Raw genomic sequence first — 13,551 nt, forward strand, 5'->3', positions numbered from 1 at the left:
TCTCCGACCTCCTCACCCGATTGGGAGCCTGACACGATGGCCTATGGCGACGGAACCGACGACGCTGCTCTCAAGACCGCGTGGGACAGCTTCTGCGAGCAGTTGAAGCACGCCGGAATGTCCGCCTTCAAGGACGCCAATCCATCGAACCCAGTCCAGCGCGCCGATGCCTTCCGCTTTCTGACGCAGAACCTCGGCCAGGCCTTCGACCTCGCACTGGAAACGCGCGATCCCGCCTTCCCGCAAATCCACCGCTTCACCACGCCCACCATGAAGCTCGGCGGCGACCTGGCCGACTTCACCTACCGTCAGGCCTGGATTTCCGGCGATCACGTCTACCGCCTCATCGGCAAACGCGGCACGGCCCGCTGGCTCAACATCACGGTGCAAGGCCCTCGCCCGGAAAAAATTCCCGGCACCCAGTGGCCCAGCCTCCACGAACCCTTCGGCGACATTCCCGAAGCCAACCTGTTCGGCCACCAGATCGAAGCCGACGCGGATGGCCGCTTCGAAGTGACCATCGGGGGGCCCGCTCAAGGGAAGAACTGGCTTCCCACCACCCCGGAAACGCGCAAACTGTTCATCCGCGAAGCCTTCGACGCCTTTGGCGAGACGCCCACGACGCTCACGATCGAACGGATCGGCATGGCCGCCCCGCGCCCCCTGCCCTCGCCCGCGCAGATGGCCAAGGCGATGGACTGGGCCGGGGCGTTCGTCACCGGCCTGATGCGCGACTGGCCCGAACACGCCTGGCTCACCTCGCGTGGGGTCTGCGATCCGGCCAGCCTCAACATGTTCCCGCCGGACAAGGCCGCCAACGACGCCAGCGATGCCAAGCGCGGACGCATGGCCGCGCACATGGTCTGGCACCTCGAACCCGACGAAGCGCTGATCGTCGAGATGGATTGGCATGAAGGCTTCTGGCTGTTCGGCATGGGCGGCGCGCTGATGGGATCGATGGACTTCCTCCATCGCCCCGTCAGCTACACGCCGGCCCGAACGAAAGTGGATGAAGACGGCGTGGTCCGCCTCGTTCTTTCCCATCGGGATCCCGGCGTGCACAACTGGCTCGACACGCAGGGCTTTTCGGACGGCAACCTGACCTACCGCAACCTGATGAGCCAGCAGCCGGCGACGTTCCGCACGCGGCGGGTGAAGGCCGCCGACCTGTCGAACCACCTGCCCGCCACGACCGCCAAAGTAACGCCCGACGAACGCGCCGCCCTGCTGCTGGAACGATATCGCGCCATCAAACTGCGCTTCGGCCTATGACGGGCTAGAAATCCAAAAAAGATGATCGTGACTGGGCGCAAAGCCCCTTGCGCGATCTCGCCGCGCTCGGTAAAGGCGCCCCCTGCCCCGGCACGGTATTCACCCCGAACCGATCAAGGCAAGCCGCTTTAGCTCAGTTGGTAGAGCACATCATTCGTAATGATGGGGTCACAGGTTCGAATCCTGTAAGCGGCACCACTTCCTCACATCCTGAAGTTTCAGAGCGTTTCGGCGAAGCGGATTTGCTCGTCTCCCGGTTGCCACGGGGCTAGTCGGAGCATCGCTGCCGCGAACAGGGGCGATGCCAGGTGATCGCCTAGCCACTTGTGCAGGAAGGGCAGAGGCTGGGCCGCGAACCAGTCGGGATCGGTTGCGGCGAACTGGCGGACGAAGGGCATGATCGCCGCGTCGGCCAACCCCCGAGCTTCGCCGCAGAGCTGGCCGCCTTGTTCCAGGCGCGCGTCGAGTTCGCGCAGGAACGTGAGGCCGCTTTCGCGGTGTGCCAGGGCATCGCTTCCGAGGCGTTCGGGATATTTGTAGCGGTCGAGGTCGTGCTTGAACGGGCCGTCGTTGCCCGCGATCAGCGCTGCGTCGTCGCGCGCGAGCCAGCCCTCCGGATCGTTGCGCTGCAAGGCCCAGCGCATGATGTCGAGGCTCTGGTCGATCACCGTGCCGTCGGGAAGGACGAGGACCGGCACCGTGCCCTTCGGAGAGACTTCCAGCATCGCCGCCGGCTTGGCGGAGAGCTTCACTTCCCGCAACGCGCAGGCCGCACCGCTGACCAGCAGCGCCAGCCTTGCCCGCATCGCGTAAGGACAGCGACGGAAGCTGTAGAGAACGGGATCAGCCGGCATCGGGCTCCGTCTCGCTACCGGCCCTGCGCACCGCGCCGACGTGAAGTTCGCCGCGTTCGGCGGCCAGCGCTTCCTGGCGGTGACGTTCGCGGTAGGACGCGCGCTGCTCGTCGCTGCGCTCGTGGTGGCAGGCGGGGCAGCTCACCCCTTCCTCGTAGAGCGGCGAGGACTGGTCCTGGGCGTTTACCGGGCGGCGGCAGGCGTGGCACAGGGCATGGCTGCCCTGCACCAGTCCATGGCCGATGGTGACGCGCTGGTCGAACACGAAGCATTCGCCCTGCCACAGGCTCTCCTCCTCGGGCACCGTCTCCAGATACTTGAGAATGCCTCCCTTCAGGTGGAAGACGTCCTCCACGCCCTCCTGCTTGAGGAAGGCGGTGGACTTCTCGCAACGGATGCCGCCGGTGCAGAACATCGCGACCTTGGGCGGCTTGCCGCTGTCGCCCCTTGCCGCGAGCAGCTTGTCGCGCTCGGCACGGAACCACTCGGGAAAGTCCCGGAAGGTGGCGGTGCGCGGATCGATGGCGCCTGCGAAAGTGCCGACCGCGACTTCGTAGTCGTTGCGGGTATCGATCACGATCGTGTCGGGATCGGCGATCAGCGCGTTCCAGTCCTGCGGCTCGACATAAGTGCCGACGATGGACAGCGGGTCGATGTCGGGCTGCCCCATCGTCACGATCTCCCGCTTGAGGCGCACCTTCATGCGGTGGAACGGCATCTCGTCCGCGCCCGAAAGCTTCACGTCGACATCCGCGCAGCCCGGCAAGGCCCGTACATGAGCCAGCACGCGGGCGATGCCTTCGTGGCTGCCGGCGATCGTGCCGTTGATGCCTTCGGCCGCGAGCAGCAACGTGCCCTTGATGCCCTCCTCCTCGCAGAGCGCCAGCAGTGGAAGGCGCAGCGCGGCGAAATCCGCAAAGCGGGCGAACTGATAGAGCGCCGCCACGCAAATCGGTGCGCGGTCGGGATTCTCGCTGGGCGGGGTCATTGGGGCATGGCCATTCTGCATGGCGCGGCCCTTAGCGCGGAACTGCGCAAAAATGAATGCCACGCCGACACGAAGACGCCCCGGCAAGCTGGACTTGCCGGGGCGTCTGAAAAATCGCCAATGCAATCAGATTATTGGCAGGCCTGGATTATTGACAGGCAAGACACTCGTCGTAGTCGGTCGTCTCGCCGATCTCGAACTTCGGCGCTTCGGGCGTATTGTCCGCCTCGACGCCGCCACCGCCCGCGAAGCCGGCGCGCTGCACCGACTTCGAGCGCAAGTAATAGAGCGACTTGATGCCCTTCTCCCAGGCCTGGAAGTGCAGCATCATCAGATCCCACTTGTCGACATCGGCCGGGATGAACAGGTTCAGCGACTGCGCCTGGTCGATATAGGGCGTGCGATCGGCCGCGAATTCGAGCAGCCAGCGCTGGTCGATTTCGAAGCTGGTCTTGTAGACCGCCTTTTCGTCCGGCGTCAGGAAGTCGAGGTGCTGGACCGAGCCGCCGTGCTCCAGGATCGAATTCCACACATTGTTGGAATCCTTGCTCTTCGTGGCGAGCAGCTTCTGGAGATAGGGGTTCTTCACCACGAACGAGCCCGAGAGCGTCTTGTGCGTGTAGATGTTCGCCGGGATCGGCTCGATGCAGGCGGAGGTGCCGCCGCAGATGATCGAGATCGACGCGGTGGGCGCGATCGCCATCTTGCAGCTGAAGCGCTGCATCACGCCCATGTCGGCAGCATCCGGGCACGGGCCGCGCTCGTTGGCGAGCAGCAGCGAGGCCTCGTCCGCCTTGGCGGCGATGTGCTGGAACATCTGCATGTTCAGCGCCTTGGCCATCGCGCTCTCGAAGGCGATGCCGCGCTTCTGGAGGTACGAGTGATAGCCCATGACGCCCATGCCGACCGAGCGTTCGCGCGCCGCCGAATAACGGGCGCGGGCCATCTCGTCCGGGGCGCGGTCGATGTAGTCCTGGAGGACGTTGTCGAGGAAACGCAGCACGTCTTCCACGAAGCGCTTCTCGCCCTTCCACTCTTCCCAGGTTTCCAGGTTGAGCGAGGAGAGGCAGCAGACGGCCGTACGGTCGTTGCCCAAGTGGTCGCGGCCGGTGGGCAGCGTGATTTCCGAGCAGAGGTTCGAAGTCGAAACCTTGAGACCGAGATCGCGGTGATGCTTGGGCATCGTGCGGTTCACGGTATCGGAGAACACCAGATAGGGCTCACCGGTGGCGAGGCGAACCTCGACCAGCTTCTGGAACAGCGAACGCGCGTTGACGGTGCCGCGCACCGAGCCGTCCTTGGGGCTCTTGAGATCGAAATCGCGGCCGTCGCGCACGGCTTCCATGAAGTCGTCGGTCAGCAGCACGCCGTGGTGCAGGTTCAGCGCCTTGCGGTTGAAGTCGCCGGAGGTCTTGCGGATCTCCAGGAACTCCTCGATCTCGGGGTGCGAGACGTCGAGATAGCAGGCGGCCGAGCCGCGGCGCAGCGAACCCTGCGAGATCGCCAGGGTCAGCGAATCCATCACGCGGACGAAGGGGATGATGCCGCTGGTCTTGCCGTTGAGGCCCACCGGCTCGCCGATGCCGCGCACGTTGCCCCAGTAGGTGCCGATGCCGCCGCCGCGCGAGGCGAGCCAGACGTTCTCGTTCCAGGTGGAAACGATGCCTTCAAGGCTGTCGTCCACCGAATTGAGGTAGCACGAGATCGGCAGGCCCCGGCCGGTGCCGCCGTTCGAGAGAACGGGGGTGGCAGGCATGAACCACAGCTTCGAGATGTAGTCGTAGAGGCGCTGGGCGTGGTCCTGGTCGTCCGCATAGGCATCGGCCACGCGGGCGAACAGGTCCTGGTACTTCTCGCCGGGCAGCAGGTAGCGGTCGTCCAGCGTTTCCTTGCCGAAGTCGGTCAGCAGCGCGTCGCGCGAATCATCGGTGACGATGACGAAGCGGCGGGCATTGATCGTCTTCGAATCCGGACGCGCCTTCGCGGTTTCCGGAGCGGCAGCAGCGGCCGCCAGCATGGCGTCGGCCACAAGAGCGGCCGTAGCGGTATCGGTCTTGTCCATCGCGATTGCCGGGCTCTCGCCCGCCTCCATTTCTTTTTTCGCCGCAGCCTTCTTCACCGGCCGGGCGGCTTCAGACTTCATCCGCTCCAGCTTCACCGGCGCGGGTTGAACCTCTTCGCGGGCCGCTTCGACCTTGGGAGCCGGAGCCGTTGGGGCCGGAGCCTTCGGGGCCGAAGCCTTGGGGGAAAGCTCGAAACCGGGCATTTCAACCTGCCCATCATCCTGAATCATATCTGCCTGCACTAAGTCGGAGCTGTTCACGTCAGCGTCGCTTCCGTTCCTGAAATCCAATTGTCGCCCCCGTTCGTTCAGGCCGGCCGGTTCGGGCCGTCCAAAAATTTCGACGGCCTGCCGAGCCGCACTCTTTCGATCATCACGATCGAACTAATCCGATATCGACCGTTCCGATCGAACCAACGTCATCGAAGCGCCAAGAAGCGCGTTCAGCATTGCACCGGAGCCGGCTCGAAGCCTTCGCGATTCGCCAGAGGGCCAGGGGCCGACCGGGATATCACGAACAAGCACAAACAGGGAACGAATTCCCTGTTTACTCTGGGCCGACTCTGGCGCGCGCTTTTCGCGAAAAGCCCTGGACACCGGAAAACCGCCTTTCGGGGCACCTGACTGCCCAAGGACGATTTTCTCTAGGTCTAGATGCCCCGCGATCGACGCGCCACAACCCATAGTGCCTGTTCTGCATTCTGACGCAAGGGGGCAGGCTCTGTGGGTAAGCTGGGCAGAGCCTCCCTCTTTACAAGGGAGGGGGCGGTGCGACGCGTGAGAACTCCTTCATCGGGCGTTGGTGCAAGGGGCTATTTCAACGCTCCGGGTAAAAATTTTTCCACATAAAACGGGCGGCGAAACGAATCCCGCTTGCGATGAAACGAGTGCCCGTTTTCGGAGATTTCCCTCTTGTGGAAGAACTTGGGCAAAATGGCCCCATCTCTTGGGATCATGCCGGGCCATAGACGAGCCTTCCCTAACATTTCGACGGTTCGAATCCGCCCTCTGCCGGAATCCTTTTGCAACCGTCGCGCACTTCGCGACTTCTAGGCCCAAAGTCGGTCTTTCGAAGGATTTCGCGAATCATGATCAACATCATCGGCGCCATCATCAGCGGCCTCGTCATCGGCGTGCTGGCGCGGTTCTTCTACCCCGGCGCCGTGGAGATGGGCTGGATCGCGACGATCCTGCTGGGTATCGGCGGCTCGCTGATCGCAGGCCTGGTGACGACCCGCGGCAGCGCCGACTTTCAGCGCGCCGGTTGCCTCGCCTCGGTGATCGGCGCGATCGTGCTGATCTTCCTCGGCCGGCTCCTGAACATCTCGTTCTGATACGCCACAGCTGATCCCAGAGCGCAGCGCGGGGCCTTCCACCGAAAGGGTCCGCGCTGTAAAAGGCCGTCCATGGCCCAGATCATCAATCTCCGCATGGCTCGCAAGGCCAGGACACGCGACGCCGCGCAACAGCAGGCGCAGGCCAGCCGCGCCCGCCACGGCCGCACCAAGTCCGAGCGCGATGCCGCCGAAGCCGAAACGGCGCGCCTCGATCGCGTCGTGGACGGAGCGAAACGCGAGCGGCCCGAGGACGGCTCCAACTGATGCGCACGACTTATCTCGAAGCCAGCGTGCGCCTTTACCACCTGGATTCCGGGTCGGAAGGCGGCGCTGCCAGCACGCTGTTCTACGGCTCGCTGACCGAAGCCATGAACCTCGCCGCGCAGCAGAGCGAGGATGTTCAGGAAGGCCTGTTCATCGCCACCGACAACGATGTGGTGGCCTACCTCGATCTCGTCGAAGGCTGGTAGCCTTCGAATGCAAGCTCGTCGGCAGGCCACTCGTATCCGTCAGAGAGCGTTGGAAATTCGCTGAAAGCGAATTTTGCGGCACCAGCCCACGCCCCCACCCTACCACCCGCAGGATACTACCGTTGGGTGGTAGGGTGGGGGCGTAGGCTGGTGCCGCAACGAAAATGCCCTCTCGGGCATTTTCCGAACAGACTCTTAGAACCGCGCTTGCAGGCCGGCTGCCAGATAGTGATCGCCGAAATTGCCCTTCACGTCGATCCGGGGCAGGATCGGCATGGAAACGGTGCCATAAGCGCGCAGATCGTCACCGATCAGGCGAGCGCCCACGCCGAAGCCCAGAGCCATCGGCAGGCGATACATGGCTTCCACCTTGCCGAAGAACCTGGTGCCGGAATTGTCGCACTTGCCGTCCGACACGCGGTCGCCGCTGTCCCGGCTGAAGCACTGCGAATCGTCGTTGAAATAGCCGGGATGGTCGCGGTGGTGGAAGAACACGCCGGCGGCGGGCGTGATGCTGAAGCCGCCGTCCGAGATCACCGGCATGCCCACCGCAAGCTCGCCGCCCCAGTCGCCTTCCGAACGCGCCACATTGGCCTCGGCGGTCACTCCAGCCGCGGCAGGCGTTGCGACCAGAGCGGCACCGGTCGCGGCAAGTGTGGCGATGGCGCTGAGGAAGGCGGCGGGACGGAATTTCATGGCAGGTCCTTGATCTGAAAACGTAAGCATTCTCCGGAGAGGCCTAGGATTCCAGCCTGCCGGCGCGCAAGGCGGGGGGATTCGATCCACCCCGGCCCAGGCTCCGTCCATCCCGCTCAGGCCTGGAACACGACCTTCGTGCCTGCCGAGACCATCTGCGCCAGCCGCGCCGCATCCCAGTTGGTCAGGCGCACGCAGCCATGGCTCTCGGTCTTGCCGATGTTCTGCGGTTCCGGCGTGCCGTGGATGCCGTAATGCTCCTTGGACAAGTCGAGCCAGACCACGCCCACCGGCCCGTTCGGCCCCGGGGGCAGCAGCTTGTCCTTGGCATTCTTTTTCGCATCCCAGAACAGGTCCGGGTTGAAGTGATAGTCCGGGTTGCGCGCCTCGCCCACGATCTTCCAGGTGCCGAGCGGCAGCGGATCATGCCCACTGCCGGTAGTGACCGGGAACTGGGCGACCAGCTTGTTCGCCGCATCGTAGACCCGCAGCGCGCCATCGGACTTGTCGACCACGATATGATCGGCCTTCAGCTGCTCGCCCTGAACGCCCAGACTCTGCAGGGTCTTGGCCCAGCCGGTCTTGTCGTCCGGGATTTGCGCCAGTGCGGCGTCGGGAATGTCGGGCACGCGGATCGTCCGCCCGGCGCCGAGCACGGTGCCGGGGCCGTTGAGCGCCAGCAATGTCTCGGGCGTCGTGTGGAAGCGCTCTGCCAGGGCCTCGGACATGGCGCGATAGCCAAGATGGTCGAACTTCGCCTGTCCGGCCATGTCCTTCGGCAGGTCAGGGAAGAACGGGCCGCGCGCAAAGTCCCTGGGAATAACGACATTGCGGGTGGCGCCCTGATTGCCCGAGAGCAGTGCCTGCTGCGTGGCCGGGTCGAGCTTTCCGCTTGCCGGAAGGCCGCGTGCCTCCTGGAAGCTTCTCAGGGCAAGTGCGTAGGAACCGCTCTCCGCACCGTCGATCACGCCGGGCGAGAAGCCGGCGCGATCGAGCGCTACCTGGGCGCGCATGGCTAGGCTGTCCGCCGCCTCGGTCGCGCCGCCGCCGGGGGCATCGGCAAAGGCCATGGGATCGCCCGAGCGGGCCGCTTCCTGCCCGCCCCGGTCGCCGCGATCTTCCGAATGGCAGGCGGATAGCAGGAGAATGGCGGCAAATGAAAGCGATGCAATGGAGAGCGGCAGGGTTCGCATCAGGCGGGTATCCTTTGTTTTTCTCTTGCCCATTGCAACGCACGAGGAACGCTACGGCTTCCACCCCCGCGCGCCCTTACCTCAACACTTGCCCCAACACTTGCCATTGTGCGGAAGGCTCGCTTGCCATACCGGCTAGGCCGATGAGCAGGCTCGATTCCTTCTTTGCCGCGGCGCTCGACCGGATCGACCGGGCCGGACAGCGCCGAACCTTGCGGCCCGCCGCGCTAGACGACCACGGCCGCATCCGGCGCGACGGACGCGAACTGATCGATTTCTCCAGCAACGATTATCTCGGCCTCGCCCGCCACCCGCTGCTGATCGAGCGCGCCCGCGTCTGGACCGAGGCCCACGGCACCGGCTCCGGAGCCTCGCGGCTGGTGACGGGAACCGGCGAGCCGCATCTGGCGATCGAAGCCCGCATCGCCCGCTTCAAACATGCCGAAGCGGCGCTTGTATTCGCCAGCGGCTGGCAGGCCAACGCAGCGGTCATCCCCGCGCTGCTCGCCGCCGTGCCCGGCGCGGCGGTGTTCACCGACCGGCTGATCCACGCATCGATGCACGCGGGCCTCGCCATTTCCGGCACCCGGCAGCACCGCTTCCGCCACAACGACCTCGACCACCTGGAGGAACTGCTCTCCAGCAAGGGCGCCCAGGCACCGGCGCGGCTGATCCTTACCGAAAGCGTGTTCTCGATGGACGGCGACCGGGCGGACATTGCCCGGCTCGCCGCGATCGCCGCCCGCCATCAGGCCTTCCTGTTCGTGGACGAGGCCCACGCCACCGGCGTTCTCGGCCCCGGCGGCGCCGGCCTTTCGGCGGAAGCACCCGGCGCCATCGACCTGATTATGGGCACTTTCAGCAAGGCCTTGGGCGGCTTCGGCGCTTATGTCGCGGGTTCTCGGGTGATGATCGACTACCTCGTCAACACCGCGAGCGGCTTCATCTTCACCACCGCGCCGCCGCCAGCCGTGCTGGGCGCGATAGACGCCGCGCTCGATCTCGTGCCCGGCATGGAGGCGGAGCGCGCACACCTTGCAGCGCTCGGCGATCGCCTGCGTTCCGGCCTCGCCACGCTGGGCATCGATCACGGCGCGTCGAGCACGCAGATCGTGCCTGCCGTGATCGGTGCCGAAACCGCCGCGCTCGACATCTCGCGCAAGCTAGAGGAAAGCGGGCTGCTGGCCTCGGCAATCCGGCCGCCCACGGTCCCGCCCGGCACCAGTCGCCTGCGGCTGGCGCTGCGCGCCACGCACGCGGAGAGCGACGTCGACACCCTGCTGAATGCGATCGAGGCCTCCCGGTGAAACTGCTCTTCGCCCACGGCTGGGGCTTCGACGGCTCGGTCTGGACGCCGCTGGCCCGCCTTCTGGCAGACCTTCCGCAGGCCATCGACGATCGGGGCTACTTCGGCAGCCCCCGGATCATAACCGTGGATGGCCCGTCCCTCGCCGTCACACATTCCTTCGGCGCGATGCGCGTGCTGGCCGCGCCTCCGCCGGGCCTCGTCGGCATCGTCGCCATCAACGGCTTCGATCGGTTTTCGGCCCGGCCGGACCGCCCCGGCGTGCCGATCCGCGTGATCGACCGCATGGTGCGACGCTTCGGCGAAGACCCGCGCGCCGTACTCGGGGAATTCCGCCGCCAATGCGGCGCGGAAGCGCATTTCGACGAGATCGATGCCACCCTCCTGCATGGCGACCTCCTTCGCCTGCGAGACGAGGAGGCTGCTCTGCCGACCGTGCCGATCCTGTCGCTTCAGGGCGGACATGACCCCATCCTGCCGGAAGCGATGCGGGCGCAGGTTTTCCCGCAAGCGGCCGTGCGCCGGATCGAATGCGAAGCGGGCGGTCACCTCCTGCCGCTGGAAGCCCCGGAATTCTGCGCGGAGATCGTGCGCGAAGCGATGGGAGCGCTGGCATGAACGTTCCGCGTGAACGTGTCGGCCGCGCCTTCGCCGCCGCGCCCGACTACGACGGCAATGCCCGCATCCAGCGCGAGGTCGCGCAGGCACTGGCGGACCGGATCGCCGCGCTAGACCTGCCGCAGAACTCGCGCGTGCTGGAGATCGGATGCGGCACCGGCTTTCTCACGCAAGCGCTCGCCGCGCGTGGCGGCGACTGGCTCGTCACCGATCTTTCGCCCGAGATGCTGGAACGCTGTCGTAGCCGCCTGGGCGCCGGCGGCAGGCATCGCTTCGCCGTGCTGGACGGAGAATACGGCGCGCCCGAAGGCGGACCTTTCGACCTGATCTGCTCCAGCCTGGCAGTGCAATGGTTCGACGATGCCCCGGCCGCGCTGTCGCGCATGGCGGGCTGGCTGGCGCCTGGGGGGCACCTGATGATCACCACGCTCGGCCCCGGCAGCTTCGCGGAATGGCGCAAGGCGCATGAGGCGGAAGGGCTGGTGCCCGGCACGCCCCGCTTCGCAAGCGTCGCGGCTTTCGGCGATCTGGTCGATGAGGTTCGCGATCACGTCGATCATCATGCCGATCCGCTGGCATTCCTCCACGCGCTCAAGGCGATCGGCGCCCAGACCGCCGATGCCGGCCACCGCCCCCTGTCGCCGGGCCAGCTTCGCCGCGTCATGGCAAGGTTCGCGCAAGGCGGATGCCCCCAAAACGGATGCAGTGTGACTTACGAAGTCGTGACCTGCCACTTACACCGGAAACCGATTTCTTCATGAGACCTCTTATCGTCACCGGAACCGATACCGAGATCGGCAAGACCGTGTTCGCCGCCGCGCTGGCGGGGGCGCTAGGCGCGCATTACTGGAAGCCGGTCCAGGCCGGCCTTGAGGAAGACGGCGGCGATGGAGACCGCGTCGCGCGTCTCTCCGGCCTGCCCGCGGGCCATATTCTGCCCGAAGCCTATCGGCTTGCGACGCCGTGCTCGCCGCACCTCGCCGCCGAGATCGACGGCGTGGAGATCGATCCCGAACGTCTTGCCCTGCCTCGGGTCGACGGGCCGCTGGTGGTAGAGGGCGCCGGCGGGGTCATGGTTCCCCTCACGCGCACGTCCACTTATGCCGATCAGTTCGCACGATGGAAGGCCCCGGTGGTGCTGGTGGCACGCACGGTGCTGGGCACGATCAACCATTCGCTGCTCTCGATCGAGGCCCTTCGCGCACGCGGCGTGGACGTGCTGGGCGTGGCCTTCGTCGGCGATCCGGTGGAGGATAGCGAGGCGACGATCTGCGCCATGGCGCAAGTCCGCCGGCTCGGCCGCCTGCCCCGTCTGGCCTCGCTGACCCCGGAGAACCTGGCCCAGGCCTTCTCCGAAAACTTCCTCGTCGAGGATTTCAGGCGCGTCGAGGATTTCAGGGAGGACTTCAGAGCATGACATCGTCGGTCTGGCACCCTTTCACGCAACACGGCCTGGAGGAACCGGTCCCGCTCGTCACCCATGCCGAGGGCGCACTGCTCCATACCTCGGACGGCCGGTCGGTGGTGGATGCCGTGTCGTCATGGTGGGTGACCACGCACGGTCATTCCCATCCGCGTATCAAGGCCGCGATCGCGGAACAGGCGGGTAAGCTGGACCAGATCATCTTCGCCGGATGGACTCACGAGCCCGCCGAGCAGGTAGCGGCCGGGCTTCGCGCCATCATGCCGGAAAGCCTGACGCGGGTTTTCTTCTCCGATTCGGGATCTACCAGCGTGGAAGTCGCGCTGAAGATGGCGCTCGGCTACTGGCACTGGCGCGGCGAGAACCGCCACCGCATCGTGGTGATGGAAAACTCCTATCACGGCGACACCATCGGCGCGATGTCGGTGGGTGAACGGGGCGTCTTCAACCAGCCCTACGAGCCGTTGCTGTTCGACGTCGGCCGTATTCCCTTCCCCGCCGCCGGAGCCGAACAGGCAACGCTGGACGCATTGGAAGCGATCTGCCGCCAGCCGGATACCGCCGCCCTGATCGTCGAGCCGCTGATCCTCGGCGCGGGCGGCATGCTGGTCTATGCCCCGGCTACGCTGGCGGCGATGCACGCGATCTGCGCGCGGCACGGCGTGCTCTTCATCGCCGATGAGGTGATGACCGCCTGGGGCCGCACCGGCACCCTGCTCGCCTGCGAGCAGGCCGGGATCGTCCCCGATATCCTCTGCCTCTCGAAAGGGCTCACCGGCGGCGCGGTGCCGCTTGCGGTGACGATGGCCAGCGAACCGATCTTCGAGGCGCACTATTCCACCGACCGCGCCCGGATGTTCTTCCATTCCTCCAGCTACACCGCAAACCCAATCGCCTGCGCCGCCGCCGCCGCCAACCTGGCGCTCTGGCGCAAGGAACCGGTGCTGGACCGCATCGCCGCACTTGCGGGCAAGCAGGCCGCCTGGATCGAAAAGCTCGGCCAGTTCTGCCATTTCGACAATCCGCGCACGATCGGCACCATTGCCGCGCTCGACCTCAAGACCTCGGGCACCAGCGGCTACATGAGCGACCTGGCGCCGCGCCTCATGGCCTTCTTCCGCGAGCGGAACGTGCTGCTGAGGCCGCTGGGGAACACCGTCTACGTCATGCCGCCCTACTGCATTACGGACGATCAGCTTGCGCAGGTGTGGGATGCCATCGGGGAAGCGGTGATTTCGTTTTGAGGTAACGTCGTCCCGGACTTGATCCGGGACCGCTGCCAGTTCTTCAGGCGATAGCTTTCGAAAAAGCGCCCTGCCGAGAGGTGAGCTG

14 protein-coding genes and 1 tRNA gene are annotated in these 13,551 nt (G+C 65.8%); 10 read left to right on the top strand and 5 right to left on the bottom strand.

The features are described from left to right. Both ACI3K3_RS14135 and ACI3K3_RS14140 read left to right on the top strand, forming a co-directional pair. The coding region (locus ACI3K3_RS14135) for a hypothetical protein (RefSeq protein WP_404914712.1) at positions 1 to 1,272 on the top strand (1,272 nt) is incomplete at its 5' end. A 122-nt stretch (positions 1,273 to 1,394) separates the two neighbouring features. After that, positions 1,395 to 1,470, top strand: a tRNA-Thr gene (locus tag ACI3K3_RS14140). 20 nt (positions 1,471 to 1,490) lie between these two features. Here the strand turns inward: ACI3K3_RS14140 and ACI3K3_RS14145 are convergent. The 3 genes from ACI3K3_RS14145 to ACI3K3_RS14155 all read right to left on the bottom strand — a co-directional run bounded on the left by ACI3K3_RS14145 (position 1,491) and on the right by ACI3K3_RS14155 (position 5,176). After that, positions 1,491 to 2,126 (bottom strand): glutathione S-transferase, encoded by a 636-nt coding sequence (locus ACI3K3_RS14145; RefSeq protein WP_404914714.1) that lies wholly within the window; start codon positions 2,124 to 2,126, stop codon positions 1,491 to 1,493. Continuing rightward, positions 2,116 to 3,114 (bottom strand): rhodanese-related sulfurtransferase, encoded by a 999-nt coding sequence (locus tag ACI3K3_RS14150; RefSeq protein ID WP_404914834.1) that lies wholly within the window; start codon positions 3,112 to 3,114, stop codon positions 2,116 to 2,118. Before ACI3K3_RS14150 ends, ACI3K3_RS14145 begins: the two co-directional genes overlap by 11 nt. A 148-nt stretch (positions 3,115 to 3,262) precedes the next feature. Next, a complete protein-coding gene (locus ACI3K3_RS14155; protein WP_404914836.1) occupies positions 3,263 to 5,176 on the bottom strand; it encodes a ribonucleoside-diphosphate reductase subunit alpha in 1,914 nt (637 codons plus the stop codon). 1,088 nt (positions 5,177 to 6,264) lie between these two features. Between ACI3K3_RS14155 and ACI3K3_RS14160 the strand changes: the two genes are divergently transcribed. From ACI3K3_RS14160 to ACI3K3_RS14170, 3 genes are all read left to right on the top strand, one after another. Then, positions 6,265 to 6,510, top strand: coding sequence for a GlsB/YeaQ/YmgE family stress response membrane protein (locus ACI3K3_RS14160; RefSeq protein ID WP_404914716.1), 246 nt, complete (start codon positions 6,265 to 6,267; stop codon positions 6,508 to 6,510). Between the two features lie 72 nt (positions 6,511 to 6,582). Beyond that, positions 6,583 to 6,777: a DUF4169 family protein gene (locus ACI3K3_RS14165; RefSeq protein ID WP_404914718.1), complete on the top strand. Its 195-nt coding sequence runs from the start codon at positions 6,583 to 6,585 to the stop codon at positions 6,775 to 6,777. Further along, positions 6,777 to 6,983, top strand: coding sequence for a hypothetical protein (locus ACI3K3_RS14170; protein WP_404914720.1), 207 nt, complete (start codon positions 6,777 to 6,779; stop codon positions 6,981 to 6,983). The genes ACI3K3_RS14165 and ACI3K3_RS14170 overlap by 1 nt, the downstream gene beginning before the upstream one ends. Positions 6,984 to 7,178: 195 nt before the next feature. On the opposite strand, the gene ACI3K3_RS14175 is transcribed toward ACI3K3_RS14170, so the two are convergent. Together ACI3K3_RS14175 and ACI3K3_RS14180 are read right to left on the bottom strand one after the other, a co-directional pair. Next, complete coding sequence (locus ACI3K3_RS14175; RefSeq protein WP_404914722.1) at positions 7,179 to 7,679, bottom strand: hypothetical protein; 501 nt, start codon at positions 7,677 to 7,679, stop codon at positions 7,179 to 7,181. 116 nt (positions 7,680 to 7,795) lie between these two features. Continuing rightward, entirely contained in the window at positions 7,796 to 8,872 is a 1,077-nt protein-coding gene (locus tag ACI3K3_RS14180) for a L,D-transpeptidase family protein (protein WP_404914724.1), read from the bottom strand. 143 nt (positions 8,873 to 9,015) lie between these two features. Between ACI3K3_RS14180 and ACI3K3_RS14185 the strand changes: the two genes are divergently transcribed. From ACI3K3_RS14185 to ACI3K3_RS14205, 5 genes are read left to right on the top strand one after another with little or no spacing between them, the layout of a single operon-like run. Then, positions 9,016 to 10,179, top strand: coding sequence for an aminotransferase class I/II-fold pyridoxal phosphate-dependent enzyme (locus tag ACI3K3_RS14185; RefSeq protein WP_404914726.1), 1,164 nt, complete (start codon positions 9,016 to 9,018; stop codon positions 10,177 to 10,179). Further along, entirely contained in the window at positions 10,176 to 10,796 is a 621-nt protein-coding gene (locus ACI3K3_RS14190) for an alpha/beta fold hydrolase (RefSeq protein ID WP_404914728.1), read from the top strand. The genes ACI3K3_RS14185 and ACI3K3_RS14190 overlap by 4 nt, the downstream gene beginning before the upstream one ends. Continuing rightward, positions 10,793 to 11,557, top strand: a complete 765-nt coding sequence (locus ACI3K3_RS14195) for a methyltransferase domain-containing protein (RefSeq protein WP_404914730.1) — start codon at positions 10,793 to 10,795, stop codon at positions 11,555 to 11,557. Before ACI3K3_RS14190 ends, ACI3K3_RS14195 begins: the two co-directional genes overlap by 4 nt. Further along, positions 11,554 to 12,213: a dethiobiotin synthase gene (gene bioD / locus ACI3K3_RS14200; protein ID WP_404914732.1), complete on the top strand. Its 660-nt coding sequence runs from the start codon at positions 11,554 to 11,556 to the stop codon at positions 12,211 to 12,213. Before ACI3K3_RS14195 ends, bioD begins: the two co-directional genes overlap by 4 nt. Then, positions 12,210 to 13,463: an adenosylmethionine--8-amino-7-oxononanoate transaminase gene (locus ACI3K3_RS14205; protein WP_404914734.1), complete on the top strand. Its 1,254-nt coding sequence runs from the start codon at positions 12,210 to 12,212 to the stop codon at positions 13,461 to 13,463. The genes bioD and ACI3K3_RS14205 overlap by 4 nt, the downstream gene beginning before the upstream one ends. The last annotated feature ends 88 nt before the right edge of the window (positions 13,464 to 13,551 follow it).

This window comes from Novosphingobium sp. ZW T3_23 (assembly GCF_044987305.1).
Taxonomy (GTDB): domain Bacteria; phylum Pseudomonadota; class Alphaproteobacteria; order Sphingomonadales; family Sphingomonadaceae; genus Novosphingobium.

Coding starts and splice junctions, on each gene's coding strand:
- bioD (WP_404914732.1), top strand. CDS start 11,554: ATGAGACCTCTTATCGTCACCGGAACCGATACCGAGATCGGCAAGACC.
- ACI3K3_RS14160 (WP_404914716.1), top strand. CDS start 6,265: ATGATCAACATCATCGGCGCCATCATCAGCGGCCTCGTCATCGGCGTG.
- ACI3K3_RS14180 (WP_404914724.1), bottom strand. CDS start 8,872: ATGCGAACCCTGCCGCTCTCCATTGCATCGCTTTCATTTGCCGCCATT.
- ACI3K3_RS14195 (WP_404914730.1), top strand. CDS start 10,793: ATGAACGTTCCGCGTGAACGTGTCGGCCGCGCCTTCGCCGCCGCGCCC.
- ACI3K3_RS14175 (WP_404914722.1), bottom strand. CDS start 7,679: ATGAAATTCCGTCCCGCCGCCTTCCTCAGCGCCATCGCCACACTTGCC.
- ACI3K3_RS14165 (WP_404914718.1), top strand. CDS start 6,583: ATGGCCCAGATCATCAATCTCCGCATGGCTCGCAAGGCCAGGACACGC.
- ACI3K3_RS14155 (WP_404914836.1), bottom strand. CDS start 5,176: ATGGACAAGACCGATACCGCTACGGCCGCTCTTGTGGCCGACGCCATG.
- ACI3K3_RS14170 (WP_404914720.1), top strand. CDS start 6,777: ATGCGCACGACTTATCTCGAAGCCAGCGTGCGCCTTTACCACCTGGAT.
- ACI3K3_RS14185 (WP_404914726.1), top strand. CDS start 9,016: ATGAGCAGGCTCGATTCCTTCTTTGCCGCGGCGCTCGACCGGATCGAC.
- ACI3K3_RS14150 (WP_404914834.1), bottom strand. CDS start 3,114: ATGACCCCGCCCAGCGAGAATCCCGACCGCGCACCGATTTGCGTGGCG.
- ACI3K3_RS14145 (WP_404914714.1), bottom strand. CDS start 2,126: ATGCCGGCTGATCCCGTTCTCTACAGCTTCCGTCGCTGTCCTTACGCG.
- ACI3K3_RS14205 (WP_404914734.1), top strand. CDS start 12,210: ATGACATCGTCGGTCTGGCACCCTTTCACGCAACACGGCCTGGAGGAA.